The organism is Schumannella luteola, from assembly GCF_013408685.1.
GTDB classification, from domain to species: domain Bacteria; phylum Actinomycetota; class Actinomycetes; order Actinomycetales; family Microbacteriaceae; genus Schumannella; species Schumannella luteola.
The window spans coordinates 2540029-2556044 of record NZ_JACBZY010000001.1 but is presented as its reverse complement, the minus strand read 5'-3'; the positions used below and the strand labels follow the sequence as shown (position 1 = coordinate 2556044).

At 69.9% G+C, this 16016-nt stretch carries 20 protein-coding genes; 5 read left to right on the top strand and 15 right to left on the bottom strand.

Going from position 1 to position 16016, the window contains the following annotated elements; genetic code table 11:
* The first annotated feature begins 94 nt into the window (after window positions 1-94).
* Both BJ979_RS11570 and BJ979_RS11565 read left to right on the top strand, forming a co-directional pair.
* On the top strand, window positions 95-646 hold the full coding sequence (locus BJ979_RS11570) for a YceI family protein (RefSeq protein ID WP_179568003.1): 552 nt from the start codon (window positions 95-97) through the stop codon (window positions 644-646).
* A 71-nt stretch (window positions 647-717) separates the two neighbouring features.
* A complete protein-coding gene (locus BJ979_RS11565) occupies window positions 718-1281 on the top strand; it encodes a TspO/MBR family protein (RefSeq protein WP_179568001.1) in 564 nt (187 codons plus the stop codon).
* A 21-nt stretch (window positions 1282-1302) separates the two neighbouring features.
* Here BJ979_RS11565 and BJ979_RS11560 read toward each other — a convergent pair whose 3' ends face one another.
* The gene (locus BJ979_RS11560) at window positions 1303-2277 is read right to left on the bottom strand and encodes an aldo/keto reductase (protein WP_179570284.1); all 975 of its coding nucleotides are present in this window, start codon (window positions 2275-2277) and stop codon (window positions 1303-1305) included.
* A gap of 186 nt (window positions 2278-2463) precedes the next feature.
* Here BJ979_RS11560 and BJ979_RS11555 point away from each other — a divergent pair, with 186 nt between their 5' ends.
* Together BJ979_RS11555 and BJ979_RS11550 are read left to right on the top strand one after the other, a co-directional pair.
* The gene (locus BJ979_RS11555; RefSeq protein ID WP_179567999.1) at window positions 2464-3045 is read left to right on the top strand and encodes a methylated-DNA--[protein]-cysteine S-methyltransferase; all 582 of its coding nucleotides are present in this window, start codon (window positions 2464-2466) and stop codon (window positions 3043-3045) included.
* Window positions 3042-3644: a DNA-3-methyladenine glycosylase I gene (locus BJ979_RS11550; protein ID WP_179567997.1), complete on the top strand. Its 603-nt coding sequence runs from the start codon at window positions 3042-3044 to the stop codon at window positions 3642-3644. The genes BJ979_RS11555 and BJ979_RS11550 overlap by 4 nt, the downstream gene beginning before the upstream one ends.
* Before the next feature lie 57 nt (window positions 3645-3701).
* On the opposite strand, the gene BJ979_RS11545 is transcribed toward BJ979_RS11550, so the two are convergent.
* The 13 genes from BJ979_RS11545 to BJ979_RS11485 all read right to left on the bottom strand — a co-directional run bounded on the left by BJ979_RS11545 (window position 3702) and on the right by BJ979_RS11485 (window position 14437).
* Window positions 3702-4454, bottom strand: a complete 753-nt coding sequence (locus BJ979_RS11545) for a YaaA family protein (protein ID WP_179567995.1) — start codon at window positions 4452-4454, stop codon at window positions 3702-3704.
* Window positions 4454-4975 carry a P-loop nucleotide/nucleoside kinase family protein gene (locus BJ979_RS11540; protein WP_179567993.1) on the bottom strand — a complete coding sequence of 174 codons (522 nt, stop codon included), beginning with the start codon at window positions 4973-4975 and terminating at the stop codon, window positions 4454-4456. The genes BJ979_RS11545 and BJ979_RS11540 overlap by 1 nt, the downstream gene beginning before the upstream one ends.
* 13 nt (window positions 4976-4988) lie before the next feature.
* Window positions 4989-5249 carry a F0F1 ATP synthase subunit epsilon gene (locus tag BJ979_RS11535; RefSeq protein WP_179567991.1) on the bottom strand — a complete coding sequence of 87 codons (261 nt, stop codon included), beginning with the start codon at window positions 5247-5249 and terminating at the stop codon, window positions 4989-4991.
* Between the two features lie 2 nt (window positions 5250-5251).
* Complete coding sequence (atpD, locus tag BJ979_RS11530; RefSeq protein ID WP_179567989.1) at window positions 5252-6721, bottom strand: F0F1 ATP synthase subunit beta; 1470 nt, start codon at window positions 6719-6721, stop codon at window positions 5252-5254.
* A gap of 23 nt (window positions 6722-6744) precedes the next feature.
* Window positions 6745-7644, bottom strand: a complete 900-nt coding sequence (locus tag BJ979_RS11525; RefSeq protein ID WP_179567986.1) for a F0F1 ATP synthase subunit gamma — start codon at window positions 7642-7644, stop codon at window positions 6745-6747.
* Window positions 7645-7745: 101 nt separating this feature from the next.
* Entirely contained in the window at window positions 7746-9383 is a 1638-nt protein-coding gene (gene atpA, locus BJ979_RS11520; protein ID WP_179567984.1) for a F0F1 ATP synthase subunit alpha, read from the bottom strand.
* Window positions 9384-9407: 24 nt separating this feature from the next.
* Window positions 9408-10196 carry a F0F1 ATP synthase subunit delta gene (locus BJ979_RS11515; RefSeq protein WP_179567982.1) on the bottom strand — a complete coding sequence of 263 codons (789 nt, stop codon included), beginning with the start codon at window positions 10194-10196 and terminating at the stop codon, window positions 9408-9410.
* Window positions 10197-10760 carry a F0F1 ATP synthase subunit B gene (locus BJ979_RS11510; protein ID WP_179567980.1) on the bottom strand — a complete coding sequence of 188 codons (564 nt, stop codon included), beginning with the start codon at window positions 10758-10760 and terminating at the stop codon, window positions 10197-10199.
* 27 nt (window positions 10761-10787) lie between these two features.
* Window positions 10788-11012, bottom strand: coding sequence for an ATP synthase F0 subunit C (gene atpE, locus BJ979_RS11505; protein ID WP_179567978.1), 225 nt, complete (start codon window positions 11010-11012; stop codon window positions 10788-10790).
* A 54-nt stretch (window positions 11013-11066) separates the two neighbouring features.
* The gene (gene atpB, locus BJ979_RS11500) at window positions 11067-11861 is read right to left on the bottom strand and encodes a F0F1 ATP synthase subunit A (RefSeq protein WP_343046681.1); all 795 of its coding nucleotides are present in this window, start codon (window positions 11859-11861) and stop codon (window positions 11067-11069) included.
* Window positions 11862-11967: 106 nt separating this feature from the next.
* Entirely contained in the window at window positions 11968-12441 is a 474-nt protein-coding gene (locus BJ979_RS11495) for a Cg1360 family ATP-synthase-associated protein (protein WP_179567976.1), read from the bottom strand.
* 2 nt (window positions 12442-12443) lie between these two features.
* On the bottom strand, window positions 12444-13760 hold the full coding sequence (locus tag BJ979_RS11490; protein WP_179570280.1) for an MraY family glycosyltransferase: 1317 nt from the start codon (window positions 13758-13760) through the stop codon (window positions 12444-12446).
* Complete coding sequence (locus tag BJ979_RS11485) at window positions 13757-14437, bottom strand: L-threonylcarbamoyladenylate synthase (protein WP_179567974.1); 681 nt, start codon at window positions 14435-14437, stop codon at window positions 13757-13759. The genes BJ979_RS11490 and BJ979_RS11485 overlap by 4 nt, the downstream gene beginning before the upstream one ends.
* A gap of 43 nt (window positions 14438-14480) precedes the next feature.
* Between BJ979_RS11485 and BJ979_RS11480 the strand changes: the two genes are divergently transcribed.
* Window positions 14481-15098, top strand: a complete 618-nt coding sequence (locus BJ979_RS11480) for an HAD family hydrolase (RefSeq protein WP_179567972.1) — start codon at window positions 14481-14483, stop codon at window positions 15096-15098.
* A gap of 53 nt (window positions 15099-15151) precedes the next feature.
* On the opposite strand, the gene prmC is transcribed toward BJ979_RS11480, so the two are convergent.
* Window positions 15152-16012 carry a peptide chain release factor N(5)-glutamine methyltransferase gene (gene prmC / locus BJ979_RS11475; RefSeq protein ID WP_179567970.1) on the bottom strand — a complete coding sequence of 287 codons (861 nt, stop codon included), beginning with the start codon at window positions 16010-16012 and terminating at the stop codon, window positions 15152-15154.
* Between the last annotated feature and the right edge of the window lie 4 nt (window positions 16013-16016).

Sequence of the window (16016 nt, the reverse complement as noted above, 5' to 3'; positions counted from 1 at the left end):
GCCCGGGATGCTCATCCCGGGCCGTCATGTCATGTTCCGAAACATTTCGGCGATTCGGGGAATGGAATCCGGTTCCATGCGATTGCATGGATTCATGACCACTCAGACTCACCCCGACTTCGCCACCGGCACCTGGAAGCTCGACCCCACGCACTCGGCGCTGAACTTCAGCGTGCGCCACCTCGCGATCAGCAAGGTGCGCGGCAGCTTCGAGACCTTCGACGTCACCATCACCGCCGGCGAGACCGCCGCCGACCTGACCGTCGACGCGACCATCGACGTCGCGAGCGTCAACACCAACCAGGCCCAGCGCGACGAGCACCTGCGCACGAGCGACTTCTTCCAGGTCGACGAGCACCCCACCGCGACCTTCCGCTCGACCTCGGTCGTGCTCGACGGCGACGACTTCACCGCCGAGGGCGAGCTCACGCTGCGCGGCGTCACCAAGGCCGTCACCCTCAAGGGCGAGCTGGGCGGCGTCGTCGTCGACGGCTACGGCCAGACCAAGGCGGGCCTCGAGGCGACCACCAAGATCAACCGTCACGACTTCGGCGTCAGCTGGAACGCCGCCCTCGAGGCCGGCGGCGTCACCCTCGGCGACGACGTCACGCTGAGCTTCGAGCTGCAGTTCGTCCTGCAGAAGTAACGACCTCCGCTTCCCCTGAGAGGGCGGCTCCCGCGATCGCGGGAGCCGCCCTCTCTTCGTAGCGTCGGGGCATGAGCACCGCATCCGCCCCGTCCTCGCTCCCCCGCCGCTCGGCCGGAACCGGTCCCGCGGCCGCGATCGGAATGCTGGTGGTGTTCCTCGCGATCTCCTTCGCGGTCGCCGCCCTCGGATCCCTCGCCACGCTGCAGAACGTGCAGGGCTGGTACGCGGATGCCGACAAGGCCTTCTGGACTCCGCCGAACGCCGTCTTCGGCCCGGTCTGGACGGTGCTGTACTCGCTCATGTCCGTCGCCGCCTGGCTCGTCTGGCTGCGCCGGGATCGCGACGGCGAGCCCGGGCGTCGCCTCGCTCGGCGTGCACTGGGAGCGTACGTCGCCCAACTCGTGCTCAACGCCGTCTGGACGCCGGTGTTCTTCGGGCTCTACCCGTTCGCCGGGCCGGCGGCGCTCTGGATCGGACTCGCGATCATCGTGCTGCTCGACGCCGCGGTACTGGTGACGATGCTGCGGTTCTGGCCCGTGCGGCGCCTGGCCGCGCTGCTCCTCATCCCCTACTGGGCGTGGGTGCTCTACGCGACGACGCTCAACGCCGCGCTCGCGGTGCTGAACCCCTGACCTGGCGGCAGTCCGGGTCGCTCAGTCGGCGACTGCGGCCGATGCCGGGAACAGCCGCGAGATCGCGCTGACCTCCTCGACGTCGGGGGTCCAGGCGGAGGCGGCGGCCGCGTTCTGCTGGATCTGCTCCGGCTTCGTCGCTCCCGCGATCACACTGGTCAGCGCCGGCTGAGCCAGCAGCCAGCCGATCGTCGCCTCGAGGATCGTCACGCCGCGCTCGGCCGCGAACGCCGTCATCGCCTCGATCGCATCCCACGGGGCATTGTCGGCGATATGGGGGCGCTGGCGGGAGATGCGGGTGTCGGCGGGGCGCTCGGTGCGCGAGAACTTGCCACTGAACAGACCGTTCGCGAGCGGGAAGTACGGCAGGAAGCCGACACCGAAGTGCTCGGCCGCCGGCAGCAGTTCCTGCTCGACGCCGCGCTCGAGAAGGCTGTACTCGTTCTGCGCCGAGACGAAGTGCGCGGTTCCGAGCAGCTGAGCGGTGAGCTCGGCCTCGGCGAGCTGCCAGCCCGAGAGGTTCGAGTGCCCGATGTAGAGCACCTTCCCCTCCTTCACGAGCTCGTCGAGCGCCGCAAGAGTCTCGTCGATCGGCGTGATCGGGTCGGGCGTGTGCAGCTGGTAGAGGTCGATCCGGTCGGTTCCGAGGCGGCTGAGCGAGCCCTCGACGGCCTGGCGGATGTAGCGGCGCGAGCCCTTCGCACCCCACCCGCTGATGGGAGCCGGGTAGCCGGAGTGGCCGAACTTGGTCGCGACGACGACCTCATCACGGCGCGAGCCGAGTGCGCGCCCCAGCATCCGCTCGCTCAGACCGTACTCGGCGCCGTACATGTCGGCGGTGTCGAAGAGTGTCACGCCGGCGTCGATCGCCGCGCCCACGACGGCGTCGGCGCCCTCCTGCTCGAAGGTCAGGGTGCCGGTGCGGCCGAGGTTGTTGCAGCCGAGGCCGACGGCGGAGACGCGGAGGCCCGAGCGGCCGAGGGTGCGGTATTCCATGCTCACGAGGCCAGCCTAGGACGGGATGAGGGGACGCCGCCCGGGTCGGCATCGGCGTGCGAGCGCGGCGGCCGCGCGCGGACTCGCGCGCGATCATGATCCCTCCCCATCACCGCCGTCGAGCTGTTCTCCACGGGCGGACGGATCACCCGGCCGGATGTCCGCGCCCCTCGCTACCGTGAGCACATGACGACCACCGTCCAGAACCCCCGCGCTCTGCGTCGCGTCGACTCCCCCATCGGCCGGCTCGAACTCGTCGGCGACGGCGAGGCCGTCGTGGCGCTCAGCATCGAGTGCCGTGGCCGGCTGCCGCACGACGAGCTGCCTGAGTCGAGCGACGCGGTGCTCGATCGCGCGGCCGAGCAGCTCGACGAGTACTTCGCCGGATCGCGGCGCGACTTCGACGTGCCGGTGAAGCTCGGCGGCACGACGTTCCAGACCTCAGTGTGGGAGGAGCTGGTCGACCTGGAATGGGGCGAGGTCGTGACCTACGGCGACCTCGGCCGGGCCACGGGCCGGGCCACTGCGGGGCGCGCCGTGGGCGGCGCCGTCGGGGCGAATCCGGTCCCCATCCTGGTCCCCTGCCATCGCGTGCTCGCGAGCGACGGCCGCATCACGGGCTACAGCGCCGGTGAGGGCGTCGCGACCAAGGCGTGGCTGCTCGAGCACGAGGGCATCCCCTTCCGGCTCCCCAGCACCCGCGAGGTCGAGACCGCCGTCGAACTCGCTCTCGGCCTCGACGAGGCCGCTGCCGAGAGCGCAGCGTGACGGAGCGCCCGGCGCTGCACACGGGCGCCGACGGCGTCGCCCGCTGCAGCTGGAGCGGCGACGACCCGGAGTACCAGCGCTACCACGACGAGGAATGGGGGCGGCCGCTGCACGGCGATCGCGCCCTCTTCGAGAAGCTGAGTCTCGAGGCCTTCCAGTCGGGCCTGTCGTGGATCACGATCCTGCGCCGCCGGCCGACCTTCCGCGCTGCCTTCGCCGACTTCGACATCACGACGGTGGCCGCCTTCGACGACGACGATGTCGTGCGGCTGCTCGCCGACCCGGGCATCATCCGCAACCGGGCGAAGATCGACGCCACGATCGCGAACGCCCGCACGCTCGCCGACCTCGTGCGCGACGACCCCGGCGCCCTCGACCGGCTCGTCTGGAGCTTCGCGCCGCCCGCCCGCGCGGCGGCCGACCGACCGCGAGCCTTCGACGACGTCCCCGCGATCACCGCCGAGTCGACCGCCGCGAGCAAGCAGCTCCGCAAGCTCGGGTTCCGGTTCGTCGGGCCGACGACGTTCTATGCGCTCATGCAGTCCGCCGGACTGGTCGACGACCACCTCGCCGGCTGCTGGCGCGCCGACGTCGCCTGACCGGTCCGCCTCGAACCCGGGCGACACTTCGCGCTCCGAGCCGTCGCTCCGCCGACGTCAGGGCTGCTCGACCACCAGATCGAGCTCGCCCACCGCACCACGGCGCAGAACGAATCCGGCTGACTCGGCCCAGGCGAGCAGCTCGTCCAGCGACGCGGGTGCGACCTCGGACTCAGCGAGAGCGCGAGTCAGACGCCCCTTGGCGGCCTTGTTGAAGTGGTTGAGCGCGCGAGCACGGCCGTCCGCGCCCTCGGTCACGACGCGCAGGTAGGCGCTGTCGGCGCGCACCGGCGCCGGGCCGAGGCCGGCGTACGCCTCCGAGCGCAGGTCGAGCACCACGCCGTCGACTCCGGCGAGAAGCTCCGTCTGTGCGGCCCGCCAGTGGCGGCCCAAGGAGAGACCGGGCAGGCGCGAGTCCGCGCTGAGCCGGTAGGCCGGAACCGGGTCGAGAGCACCCACCAACCCGAGCAGCGCCGAGGACACGACGACGCTGCGGCCGAGCCATGCGCGAGCCGGAGCCGCAAGCGAGGCGGCGTCGAGCGACTCGTAGAGCACGCCGTCGAAACGATCGATGGCCGGCATCGTCGGCGCATCGGCGAGATCGACGTTGAGCGCCGCATCCGCCGCCGACTTCGGCCCGAGCTTGAGCGCTCGGGCGGCGGCGGGAAGATCTCGGGAGAGCTCGGCGACCGCGGCGAGGGTCGCGCGTCGGTGCTCGGTGAGAGCAGGGAACGACAGCGCGGCGAGATCCAGCCCGGAACCCGAGCCGCCGCGACGCTTCGTCTCCGAGGGAGGCAGAAGCAGCAGCATCAGGCGCGCACGAACTCCACGGCCTCGGCGACGCACTCCTCGAGCGGGCGGAGCGTGTCGATCGTCAGGCGTCGCACGTCGGCGGACTCGCCGCTCCAGTCCTCCCACTCGTCGAGACTGCGCTCGACGGCGTGCCAGGTCGGCTCCTCGAGCGGAGCCAGGTCGCGCTCACGCGATTCCAGGCGCGAACGATGCACCTCCGGATCGGAGCACTCGACCGCGATGAACCGGACTGCGACGTCGCGGCGGGCAGCGAGGCGCACCCACTGCTCGCGCGCCGGCGTCACCGCGTTCACGGCATCGACGATCACGCCGCGTCCGCTCTGCAGCACCGCATCAGCGAGGGTCTCCGCCACGAGATAGGCGGCGAGACCCGTCGGCTGATCGCCGTCGATGCCGGCCTGCAGGATCGCGGATTCGATCGGATCGACCGACACGACCGCGAGGCCGAGTCGCTCGCCGATCGCATCCGCGATCGCGCTCTTGCCGACGCCGGGAAGCCCGGCCATGGCGATCAGCACGACGATGCTCGGATCAGACGAGGGTGGCGTCGCCTGCGACGACCGTCACCACGTCGTTGTCGACCGAGAGGAAGCCGTCGGCCGCGTTCGCGGTGACGACCTCGCCCTCCGTCGTGGTCACACGCACCTCGCCCTGGGCGAGGATCGCGAGGATCGGCTCGTGTCCGGCCAGGATGCCGATCTCTCCCTCGGTGGTCCGCGCGACGATCTGTCGCGCGGACCCCGACCAGAGTTCGGCGTCGGCGGAGACGACGCTCACCTTGAGGTCGGCCATGATCAGCCGTTCTCCTTCTGGATCTTGGCCCAGTTCTCCTCGACGTCCGAGATCGGGCCGACGTTGAAGAACGCCTGCTCGGCCACGTGGTCGAAGTCGCCGCGAGCGATCGCGTCGAACGACTCGATCGTGTCCTTCAGCGGAACCGTGGAGCCCTCGACACCGGTGAACTTCTTCGCCATGTAGGTGTTCTGCGAGAGGAACTGCTGGATGCGGCGCGCGCGGGCGACGGTGATCTTGTCCTCTTCGCTGAGCTCGTCGACACCGAGGATCGCGATGATCTCCTGCAGCTCCTTGTTCTTCTGGAGGATCTGCTTGACCGTCGTCGCGACGCGGTAGTGGTCGGCGCCCAGGTAACGGGGGTCGAGGATGCGGCTGGTCGAGGTCAGCGGGTCGACGGCCGGGTACAGGCCCTTCGACGCGATCTCGCGCGAGAGCTCGGTCGTCGCGTCGAGGTGCGCGAAGGTCGTCGCCGGGGCCGGGTCGGTGTAGTCGTCGGCCGGCACGTAGATCGCCTGCAGCGAGGTGATCGAGTGACCGCGCGTCGAGGTGATGCGCTCCTGCAGAACGCCCATCTCGTCGGCGAGGTTCGGCTGGTAGCCCACCGCGGAGGGCATGCGGCCGAGCAGCGTCGAGACCTCGGAGCCCGCCTGCGTGAAGCGGAAGATGTTGTCGATGAAGAGCAGCACGTCCTGCTTCTGCACATCGCGGAAGTACTCCGCCATGGTCAGGGCCGACAGGGCGACGCGCAGACGCGTTCCCGGCGGCTCGTCCATCTGGCCGAAGACGAGGGCGGTCTTGTCGAAGACGCCCGCCTCCTCCATCTCGTGGATGAGGTCGTTGCCCTCACGGGTGCGCTCGCCGACACCGGCGAACACCGACACACCACCGTGGTCCTGCGCGACGCGCTGGATCATCTCCTGGATGAGGACGGTCTTGCCGACGCCCGCACCGCCGAAGAGGCCGATCTTCCCACCCTGCACGTAGGGGGTGAGGAGGTCGATGACCTTGATGCCGGTCTCGAAGAGCTGCGTCTTCGACTCGAGCTGGTCGAACGACGGCGGCTTGCGGTGGATGGGCCAGCGCTCGGTGATCTCGATCTTCTCGTCGGGACCGAGGTTGAGGATCTGACCCGTGACGTCGAAGACCTTGCCCTTGGTGACGTCGCCGACGGGCACCGAGATGGCGGCGCCGCTGTCGCGCACCTCCTGGCCGCGGACGATGCCGTCGGTCGGCTTCAGGGCGATCGCGCGCACCAAGTCGTCGCCGAGGTGCTGGGCGACCTCGAGGGTGATCGTGGTGGTGTCGTCGCCGATCGTGATGTCGGTGTGCAGCGCGTTGTAGATCTCGGGGATCGCGTCGTGCGGGAACTCGATGTCGACGACGGGGCCGGTGACGCGGGCGACGCGTCCGACGCCGGCCGGCGCGGTCGACGACCCGGAGGTCTGGTTCTCGGTCGCGGTGGGAGTCATCTCGTGTCTCTCTTTTCCTGTGGTCACTTCGCCGAGCTGAGGGCGTCGGCGCCGCCCACGATCTCGGAAATCTGCTGGGTGATCTCGGCCTGGCGGGCGTTGTTCGCCAGTCGGGTGTAGTCGCGGATCAGCTTGTCCGCGTTGTCACTCGCGGCCTTCATGGCCTTCTGGGTGGCGGCGTGCTTGGCGGCCGACGACTGCAGCATGGCGTTGAAGATGCGGCTCTCGATGTAGACCGGGAGCAGCGAGTCGAGCACCGTGTCGGCGTCGGGCTCGAACTCGTAGAGCGGCAGAGCGCCCTGGGTCTCGACCTCGTCCGAGCCCTCGACGACCTCGAGCGGGAGCAGGCGCACGGTCTCGGGCGTCTGCACCAGCATCGAGACGAAGCGGTTGTACACGACGTGGATCTCGTCCACGCCGCCCTCCTCGGTCGGCTGCACGAACTTGTCGACGATCGTCTGACCGATCTCGCGCGCCGTCTCGAAGTCGGGGCTGTCGGTGCCGCCGATCCACTGCGCCTCGGACTCGCGGCGGCGGAACTGGAAGTACTGCACCGCCTTGCGCCCGATCAGGTAGTGCACGACCTGCTTGCCCTCGTTCTCGAGGCGCGTGCGCAGCTCGGAGGCCTCACGCAGCACCTGCGAGTTGAACGCGCCGGCGAGGCCGCGGTCGGAGGTGAACACGACGATCGCGGCGCGGGTCGGGTTCTGGGGCTCGGTCGTGAGGATGTGATCGACGTTCGAGTACGTCGCCACCGCCGACACCGCACGCGTGACCGCGCGGGCGTAGGGGGTGGACGCGGCCACCCGCTGCTGGGCCTTCTGGATGCGGGAGGCCGAGATCAGCTCCATGGCACGGGTGATCTTCTTCGTCGTCTGGGCAGAGCGGATCTTCTGCCGGTAGACGCGGAGTTGGGCTCCCATGTCGTTTCCTTGTCTGTTGTCGGTGCGGGCCCGGCGGCTCGGGGCTTCTCAGCGCCCGAGCCGCCGACCGCATCGGCGGTGTTCTCGGTGGGGGTGTCGCGTCAGCGACGGCCCTTGACGATCTTCTCCTGGTTGATGTCCTCGGCGGCGAGCTCGTCGCTCGACTCGGTGCCGGGGGCGCCGAGGGCGCTGCCGTCACCCGCCTGGAACTCCTGCTTGAAGGTGTCGATGTTCGACACCAGCTGCTCGACGACCTCGTCGCTGAGCACGTTCGTGTCGCGCAGCGTGGTCAGCACCTCGGTGTTGCGACCGAGGTAGTCGAGGAACTCGCGCTCGAAGCGCAGCACGTCCTCCACCGGCACCTCGTCGAGGTGGCCGTTGGTGCCGGCCCAGATCGAGACGACCTGCTGCTCGACGGGGAACGGCGAGTACTGCGGCTGGCGCAGCAGCTCGGTGAGGCGGGCGCCACGAGCGAGCTGGCGGCGGCTGGCCGCATCCAGGTCGCTCGCGAACATCGCGAAGGCCTCGAGCGAGCGGTACTGCGCGAGCTCGAGCTTCAGCGTGCCGGAGACCTTCTTGATGCTCTTGACCTGGGCGTCGCCACCCACGCGCGAGACCGAGATGCCCACGTCGACCGCCGGACGCTGGTTGGCGTTGAAGAGGTCGGACTGGAGGAAGATCTGACCGTCGGTGATCGAGATCACGTTGGTCGGGATGTAGGCCGAGACGTCGTTCGCCTTGGTCTCGATGATCGGCAGACCGGTCATCGAGCCGGCGCCCAGCTCGTCGGAGAGCTTCGCGCAGCGCTCGAGCAGACGCGAGTGCAGGTAGAAGACGTCACCGGGGTACGCCTCGCGGCCCGGCGGGCGGCGGAGCAGCAGCGACACGGCACGGTAGGCCTCGGCCTGCTTCGACAGGTCGTCGAAGATGATCAGCACGTGCTTGCCGCCGTACATCCAGTGCTGGCCGATGGCCGAGCCGGTGTAGGGGGCGAGGTACTTGAACCCGGCCGGGTCGGAGGCGGGGGCCGCGACGATGGTGGTGTACTCCATCGCACCGGCGTCCTCGAGCGCGCCCTTCACCGAGGCGATGGTCGAGCCCTTCTGGCCGATCGCGACGTAGATGCAGCGCACCTGCTTGTTGACGTCGCCCGACTCCCAGTTGGCCTTCTGGTTGATGATCGTGTCGATCGCGATGGCCGTCTTGCCGGTCTGGCGGTCGCCGATGATCAGCTGACGCTGGCCGCGGCCGACGGGGATCATCGCGTCGATGGCCTTGATACCGGTCTGCAGCGGCTCGTGCACCGACTTGCGCTGCATGACGCCGGGAGCCTGGAGCTCGAGGGCACGACGACCCTCCGCGGCGATCTCGCCGAGGCCGTCGATCGGGTTGCCGAGCGGGTCGACGACGCGACCGAGGAATCCGTCGCCGACGGGCGCCGAGAGCACCTCGCCGGTGCGGGTGACCTGCTGGCCCTCCTGGATGCCGTCGAACTCGCCGAGCACGATGACGCCGACCTCGTCCTCGTCGAGGTTGAGGGCGAGGCCGAGCGTGCCGTCGGCGAACTTGATGAGCTCGTTCGCCATGACGCCGGGGAGACCCTCGACGTGCGCGATGCCGTCAGCGGCATCGGTGACGACGCCGACCTCGGTGGTGCCGGCCTTCGTCGGCTCGTAGCCGGCGACGAAGTCCTTGAGCGCGGCGCGGATCTCGTCGGGGCTGATCGTGATGTCTGCCATGAGGTTCCTGTTCTGTGTGCCGGGTCAGCCGGCGAGCTGGATTCGGAGATCGTTGAGACGCGAGACGACGCTGCCGTCGATCACATCATCGGCGATCTGCACTCGGATCCCGCCGATGACGGCCGGATCGATGATCACGTTGAGCTGCGGAGCGGTTCCGTACCGCGCCTCGAGCGAGGCGGCCAGGCGCTTCTGCTGCTCGGCGCCGAGCGGCGCCGCGACAGTGACGGTCGCGACGACGGCGCCCGAGGCCGAAGCCACGATCTCCGCCGCGCGGCTCAGGGTCTGACGCACGCGACGACCGCGCGGGCTCTGCACGAGGTGTCCGACGATCGTGACGGCCGCCGGCGAGGCCTTGCCCCCGAGCAGCTTGTCGACGAGCGCGGCCTTCGCGGCGGGGTCGCCGAGCTTGCTGCTGAGAGCGAGCTCGAGCTCCGCGTCGCTGGCCACGACACGCTGCACGTCGAACAGCTCCCGCTCGACCGAGGCGCCCTTGGGCGCGGCCGAGACGGTCGCCCGGATGCCGAGCTCCTCGACGCCGTCGACCAGGTCGGACGGCGACGACCAGCGCTGCTCCGCCGCGGCGACAAGCACCTCGGCGGCAGCCGCCTCCAGCGAGCCGAACACGCGCGACACGATCGTGCGCTTGTCGGCGCCGCTCACGGCGGGATCGGCCAGGAGCGAGCGGAGCTGCAGCGACGAGTCGATGGCGCGCGCGGCCGAGAGCAGCTGCTCACCGGTCGCGGCGGTCGCCTTCTGAGCGCCGAGGGCGGCGATGCCGGCCTCGAGCGCGCTCCTGGTCGCGGAACCCATCTACTTGCCTGCCTTGCCGGCCGTCTCGCTGGCCTCGAGGTCCGCGAGGAAGCGGTCCACGAGCGCGGTCGACTTCGCGTCGTCGTTCAGCGCCTCGCCCACGACACCCGACGCGAGATCGAGTGCGAGCGATCCGACCTCGCTGCGGAGCGAGACGAGAGCGGCGGACCGCTCGGCCTCGATCTGCGCGTGGGCGTTCGCGGTGATGCGATCGGCCTCGACCTGCGCCTGCTGCTTGAGCTCGGCGATGATCTTCTGACCGTCGGTGCGGGCCTGCTCGCGGATGCGGCCGGCTTCGGCACGCGCCTCGGCGAGCTGGGCGGTGTAGTTGTCGCGCGCGGCGCTGGCCTCGGCCTGAGCGGCCTCGGCGCGCTCGATCCCGCCCTCGATCGCGTCCCGTCGGGCGTCGAGCGCGGCGTTGAGACGCGGCACGACCTTCCAGATGAAGACCACGAGGACGATCGCGAAGACCACGAGCGACCAGACGATGTCGTAGATCTCAGGCAGCAGCGGATTGCGAGCCGGAGTCTCCTCCGCGGCGGCGGTGAGGAATGCGTTGAGCATCCCGCCTCCTTCAGGCTAGGGAGCGGCTTACGGGAACGGGATGAAGCCGACGGCGATCGCGATGAACGCGAGCGCCTCGGTGAAGGCGATGCCGAGGAACATCAGACCGGTGAGGCGGCCCTGCAGCTCGGGCTGGCGCGCGACCGACTCGACGGTCTTTCCCACGACGATGCCCACACCGATGGCCGGGCCGATCGTGGCGATGCCGAAGGCGAGAGGGGCGAGGTGTCCGGTGACGTCAGCGAGGTTCACTGTGTTTCCTTCCGAAAGGGTGGCTGGAGTCCGAGGCCGGATGCCTGGACGTTCTTAGTGCTCGTCGGCCAGCGCGAGCTGGATGTAGACGGCGGTGAGGAGGGTGAAGACGTAGGCCTGCAGAGCTGCCACCAGCAGCTCGAAGAGCGTGAAGGCGAAGCCGAAGGCGAAGGTGCCGACGGAGAAGAGACCCCAGGCGCCACCCAGCGAGAACAGGAAGAACTGCGTCGCCGAGAAGCAGAGCACCAGCAGCATGTGGCCGGCGACCATGTTCATCAGAAGACGGATGGCGAGCGTCACGGGCCGGAGGATGAAGGTCGAGATGAGCTCGATCGGCGTGACGATGATGTACAGCGGCCACGGCACGCCCGACGGGAAGAGCGAGTTCTTGAAGAACGCGCCCGGGTGCTTGCGGATGCCGGCATAGATGAACAGGATCCAGGCGACGACGGCGAGCACGAGCGGAAGGCCGACGACCGAGGAGCCGGCGATGTTCAGGAACGGGATCACGCCCGTCAGATTGAGGCCGAGCACCAGGAAGAAGATCGACATCAGGATCGGCATGAAGCGCTTGCCGTCCTTCTCACCGAGGGTCTCGATGATGATGTTGTTCCGGACGAAGCCGAGCAGGAACTCGAGGCCGGCCTGGAAGCGACTCGGAACCACCTTCATCCGGCGGGTCCCGAGCCAGAAGAGCAGGACGATGACGACCATGACGAGCAGGCGGATCAGCATGATCCGGTTGAGCTCGAAGGGGGTCCCCTCGAAGAGCACGGCCTGGGGGAAGAACTCGTCCAGAGAGGGGCCGTGGAACGAGTCACCTCCGTCATCGGTCGCAGACGGAAGCACAGAGGTGAAGGCGTTGAATAGCAGCGCAGTTCTCCTGAATCGGGGCGCGCCGACGCGCGACGATCAAACGGGGAGGTGAGACGACCCTAACAGAGATTCACACCTGTCAGACACCGCCGCGGGGCTCGTCAGCCTGCGCGTCAGCGCCGTCCACGTCGCCCGGGAGCGTGGTCTCCACGTAGGGCACGCGCGACTTCTGGAACGCGACGACATCGATGACGAGCGAGCCCATCACGGACACCACGACCGTGATGAAGAACACGTAGGGGTTCAGCCACGGCTGACCGCGCAGGAGGATCGAGAAGACCAGGAACAGCACGAGCTTGAGCAGCCAGCTGCCGAGCACGACGCCGAAGAAGAGCGGGCTGCCGAGGTCTCCCCCGGTGACCCGGCCCGCGAGCAGCACGCTCGCGGCGGTGAGGGCCAAGAAGACGGCCGCGGCGAGTGCGCCGATCAGACCGCCGAGGAGTCCGGGCACCCCGGCCGCGATCAGCCCGATCCCGCCGCCGAGGACGGCGACGACGAGGGCGAGGATCGCGCCGTCACGGAGGATGCGGCGGAACAGCGGGGCGGTGGTCACGATCAGGGCTCCTGTCGGGGCGGGCGGCCGGTGCGGCCGGGCAGGGGGATGCCGCCGGTCGCGACGCGGCGGAGGGCGGCCTCGGCCGCCGCATCCGTGGGCTCCTCGTCGTCGCGGGCGGCCGAGTCGAGCGGGTCGTACTGCGCGAGCTGCGCATCCGGCTTCGCGCTCTGCACGGCGACCTCGACGGCCTTGCGCCGACTGAGCGGCGAGAGGGTGATGATCGCGCAGACCAGGAATCCGAGCGCGGTCACGATGAGCGCCCACCACCAGTCGACGAAGAGGAAGAGCAGGCAGCCGACCGAGGCGGCGAGCGTCCAGCCGTAGAAGATCAGCACGGCGTGCAGGTGCGAGTGGCCCATGTCGAGCAGGCGGTGGTGCAGGTGCTTGCGGTCGGCGCTGAACGGCGACTTGCCGGCGCGCAGGCGCCGCGTGACGGCGAGGGCGAAGTCCATGAGCGGCACGATGAGCACCGCGAACGGCAGCAGGATCGGGATGAACGCCGGGAGCAGCCCCGATCCGCCGAGCACGACGCCGCTGTCGGGCGTCGGCACCTGCACGGTCACGTTGCCGGGATCGAGCTGGCCCGTCGCGGCGATCGTCGAGGCGGCCATGAGCAGACCGACGAGCAGGGCGCCCGCATCCCCCATGAACAGCTTCGCTGGACGCCAGTTCAACGGGAGGAAGCCGATGCAGACGCCGATCACCGTCACGGCGAGGAAGGACGCCAGGTTGAAGTACTCGGTCTGGGTCGGCCCGACGCTGAGCACGTAGGTGTAGATGAAGAACACGCCGCTCGCGATGATCGCGACACCGGCCACCAGGCCGTCGAGTCCGTCGATGAAGTTGACCGCGTTCATCACGAGCATGCAGATGAAGATCGTCGCCGCGAGCGAGAGGAACGGCGAGCCGATCAGCAGACCGCCGGGGATCGGGAGCGACGCGAGCTGGGCGCCCTGCCAGGCGAGCAGCGCGGCCGAGATGACCTGGCCGGCGAGCTTCGTGACCCAGTCGAGGTCGATGAGATCGTCGATCACGCCGATCACGACCGTGAGCAGCGCGGCGCCGAGCACTCCCAGGATCTTGCCCGAGTCGGAGAACACGAGCTCGAAGGCCGGCAGCTTCGAGGCGACCGCGAAGGCGGCGATCACGCCGACGAACATCGCGATGCCGCCGAGGCGCGGCGTCGGGCGGGTGTGCACGTCGCGGGCGCGGATCTTCGGGTACAGCCGGTACTTGTGGCTGAGCCGGTAGATCAGCACCGCGACCGTGAAGGTCACGATCGCCGCGATGCCCGCGACGAGGACGTAGAAGACTATTCGCACCGATCGGCTCCCACGACGCGGATGATCTCGTCGTCGGGGATGACGCCGTGGCGCAGGAAGCGCAGCTTGCCCTCGGGGTGGTCGAGCAGCGTCGCGTCGACGATCGTCGAGCCGGTGCTCGCCGCCGCATCCGCGTAGCCCTCCCCCGCCGGTCCGCCGTCGAGGTAGACCGCGACGCTGTCGCCGAGCATCTCCTCGGCCTCCTGGGCCGTCATCGCGGCGGGCTTCCCGGTGAGATTCGCGCTCGACACGGCGAGCGGCCCGGTCTCGGCGAGGAGCTCGAGTGCGAGCGTGTCGCTCGGCATGCGGAGGCCGACGGTGCCGCGGGTCTCGCCCAGATCCCAGTCGAGGGTGGGGCGGGCGCGCAGCACGATCGTGAGGCCGCCGGGCCAGAACTCGTCGACCAGATCGCGCACCGGCTGCGGAACCGACTCGGCGAGGGCCTCGAGCGTGGCGATCCCGGGAACCAGCACGGGCGGCGGCGCGGTGCGATCGCGGCCCTTCGCCTCGAGCAGACGGTTCACGGCGGCCGCCGAGAACGCGTCGGCGCCGACCCCGTAGACGGTGTCGGTCGGCAGCACCACGAGCTCGCCCCGGCCGATCGCCTGCCGCGCGAGCCGCATGCCGGTGAGGAGCTCGGATGCGTCGGAGCAGTCGTAGATCGAGGTCATGGCGGTGGCAATCCTACTGTCGACCACCTGGAAGACTGGACCCGTGACTCTGCTCTTCGCCTTCGACATGGACGAGGTCATCTACGACTACGACTGGCGACGCCGGATGGCGGGCCTCAGCACGCTGACCGGGCTTCCGGTCGACGAGCTGCGCGCACGGTGGTGGACGCATCCCGAGGGCGAGATGAAGGCCGAGGCCGGCGGCTGGCGCACCGGCGACGAGTACCTCGCCGCCGTCAACTCCACGCTCGGCATCGACGTGCCGGGTGATGCCTGGCTGGCAGCGCGACGCGACGCGATGGCGCCGCGCCCCGCCGTCATCGCGGCGATCGAGCGGGCGAAGCAGCTCGGCGAGGTGACGATGCTCACCAACAACGGCGCGTTCATCGGCGAGAACCTGCACCGCCTCGTGCCCGAGGTCGCCGAGCTGTTCGGCGACGGCCTGCGCGCCACCGCCTACTACGGCGCCCGCAAACCCGACCCAGCCGTGTTCCGCGCCCTGCTCGCGGCCTACGACCGCGCCCCCGAGGACGTGTTCTTCGCCGACGACCTGACCGAGAACGTGGCCGGCGCCGCCTCCGTCGGGATCACGGCTCACCACTACACGGATGCCGAGCGACTGCTCGAGGCGATCGAGGACTTCGCGAGCGCTCGGGTCTGACCTGCGGCGCCGGCGTCTGCGCCGCCGTCCGAGCCGGAGCGGCGCTCCGGCCGTCAGCGCAGTGCGGTCGTCGCGCGGTCGCGGCCGAGCAGATCGCTCGACGTCGCCGCGGCGCGCCAGCCGTCGGCCGTGAGCAGCTCGCGGATCTCGGCGCCCTGCAGCTCGCCGTGCTCGAGCACGAGCGTGCCCCCCGGACGCAAGAGCGCAAGCGCGCGCTGCGAGAGGGCGCGCACGACGTCGAGGCCGTCCTCTCCCCCGTAGAGCGCGGCCGGCGGGTCGTAGAGACGCACCTCGGGGTCGCGCGGCACCGCGGCGGCCGGGATGTACGGAGGGTTCGAGACGACGACGTCGACGAGCCCGTCGAGCTCCGGCACGGCGACGGCGAGATCGGCGAAGACGAGGCGCAGGTTGTCGGCGCCGCTCTCACGCACGTTCTGCGTCGTCCAGGTGAAAGCCTGCGGCGAGTTCTCGACCGCGATGACGCGCGCGTGGGGAACCTCGGTGGCCAGTGCGATCGCGATGGCGCCGCTGCCGGTGCCGAGGTCGATGCCGACCGGCTCCGGCGTGGGCACGGCGCGCAGCGCGTCGATCGCGATCTGCGCGACCGTCTCCGTCTCCGGTCGCGGCACGAACACCCCCGGTCCGACCGCCAGCTCCAGCATGCGGAACGGGGCGCGTCCGGTGATGTGCTGCAGGGGCTCGCGAGCCGCGCGGCGCTCGACCAGCTCGACGACCTGAAGGCGCTGCTCCGCATCCACGCCGGCGCCGGTCGCGACCTTCGCCTGGATCTGACCGCGACTCAGGCCGAGCACGTGCCCGATCAGCAGCTCGGCATCCGCCTCGGGCGTCGGGATGTGCGCGGCCGTCAGCACGCGCACCGCCTCGCCACGCAGCTCTGCCACCGTGCGCGGCATCGTG

What these genes read in the sequence shown, in the direction of transcription:
- BJ979_RS11525 (WP_179567986.1), bottom strand. Translation starts at nt 7,644, where the DNA reads ATGGGAGCCCAACTCCGCGTCTACCGGCAGAAGATCCGCTCTGCCCAG.
- BJ979_RS11535 (WP_179567991.1), bottom strand. Translation starts at nt 5,249, where the DNA reads ATGGCCGACCTCAAGGTGAGCGTCGTCTCCGCCGACGCCGAACTCTGG.
- BJ979_RS11560 (WP_179570284.1), bottom strand. Translation starts at nt 2,277, where the DNA reads ATGGAATACCGCACCCTCGGCCGCTCGGGCCTCCGCGTCTCCGCCGTC.
- BJ979_RS11510 (WP_179567980.1), bottom strand. Translation starts at nt 10,760, where the DNA reads ATGCTCAACGCATTCCTCACCGCCGCCGCGGAGGAGACTCCGGCTCGC.
- prmC (WP_179567970.1), bottom strand. Translation starts at nt 16,012, where the DNA reads ATGCCGCGCACGGTGGCAGAGCTGCGTGGCGAGGCGGTGCGCGTGCTG.
- BJ979_RS11570 (WP_179568003.1), top strand. Translation starts at nt 95, where the DNA reads ATGACCACTCAGACTCACCCCGACTTCGCCACCGGCACCTGGAAGCTC.
- atpA (WP_179567984.1), bottom strand. Translation starts at nt 9,383, where the DNA reads ATGGCAGACATCACGATCAGCCCCGACGAGATCCGCGCCGCGCTCAAG.
- BJ979_RS11555 (WP_179567999.1), top strand. Translation starts at nt 2,464, where the DNA reads ATGACGACCACCGTCCAGAACCCCCGCGCTCTGCGTCGCGTCGACTCC.
- atpD (WP_179567989.1), bottom strand. Translation starts at nt 6,721, where the DNA reads ATGACTCCCACCGCGACCGAGAACCAGACCTCCGGGTCGTCGACCGCG.
- BJ979_RS11565 (WP_179568001.1), top strand. Translation starts at nt 718, where the DNA reads ATGAGCACCGCATCCGCCCCGTCCTCGCTCCCCCGCCGCTCGGCCGGA.
- BJ979_RS11545 (WP_179567995.1), bottom strand. Translation starts at nt 4,454, where the DNA reads ATGCTGCTGCTTCTGCCTCCCTCGGAGACGAAGCGTCGCGGCGGCTCG.
- BJ979_RS11515 (WP_179567982.1), bottom strand. Translation starts at nt 10,196, where the DNA reads ATGGGTTCCGCGACCAGGAGCGCGCTCGAGGCCGGCATCGCCGCCCTC.
- BJ979_RS11485 (WP_179567974.1), bottom strand. Translation starts at nt 14,437, where the DNA reads ATGACCTCGATCTACGACTGCTCCGACGCATCCGAGCTCCTCACCGGC.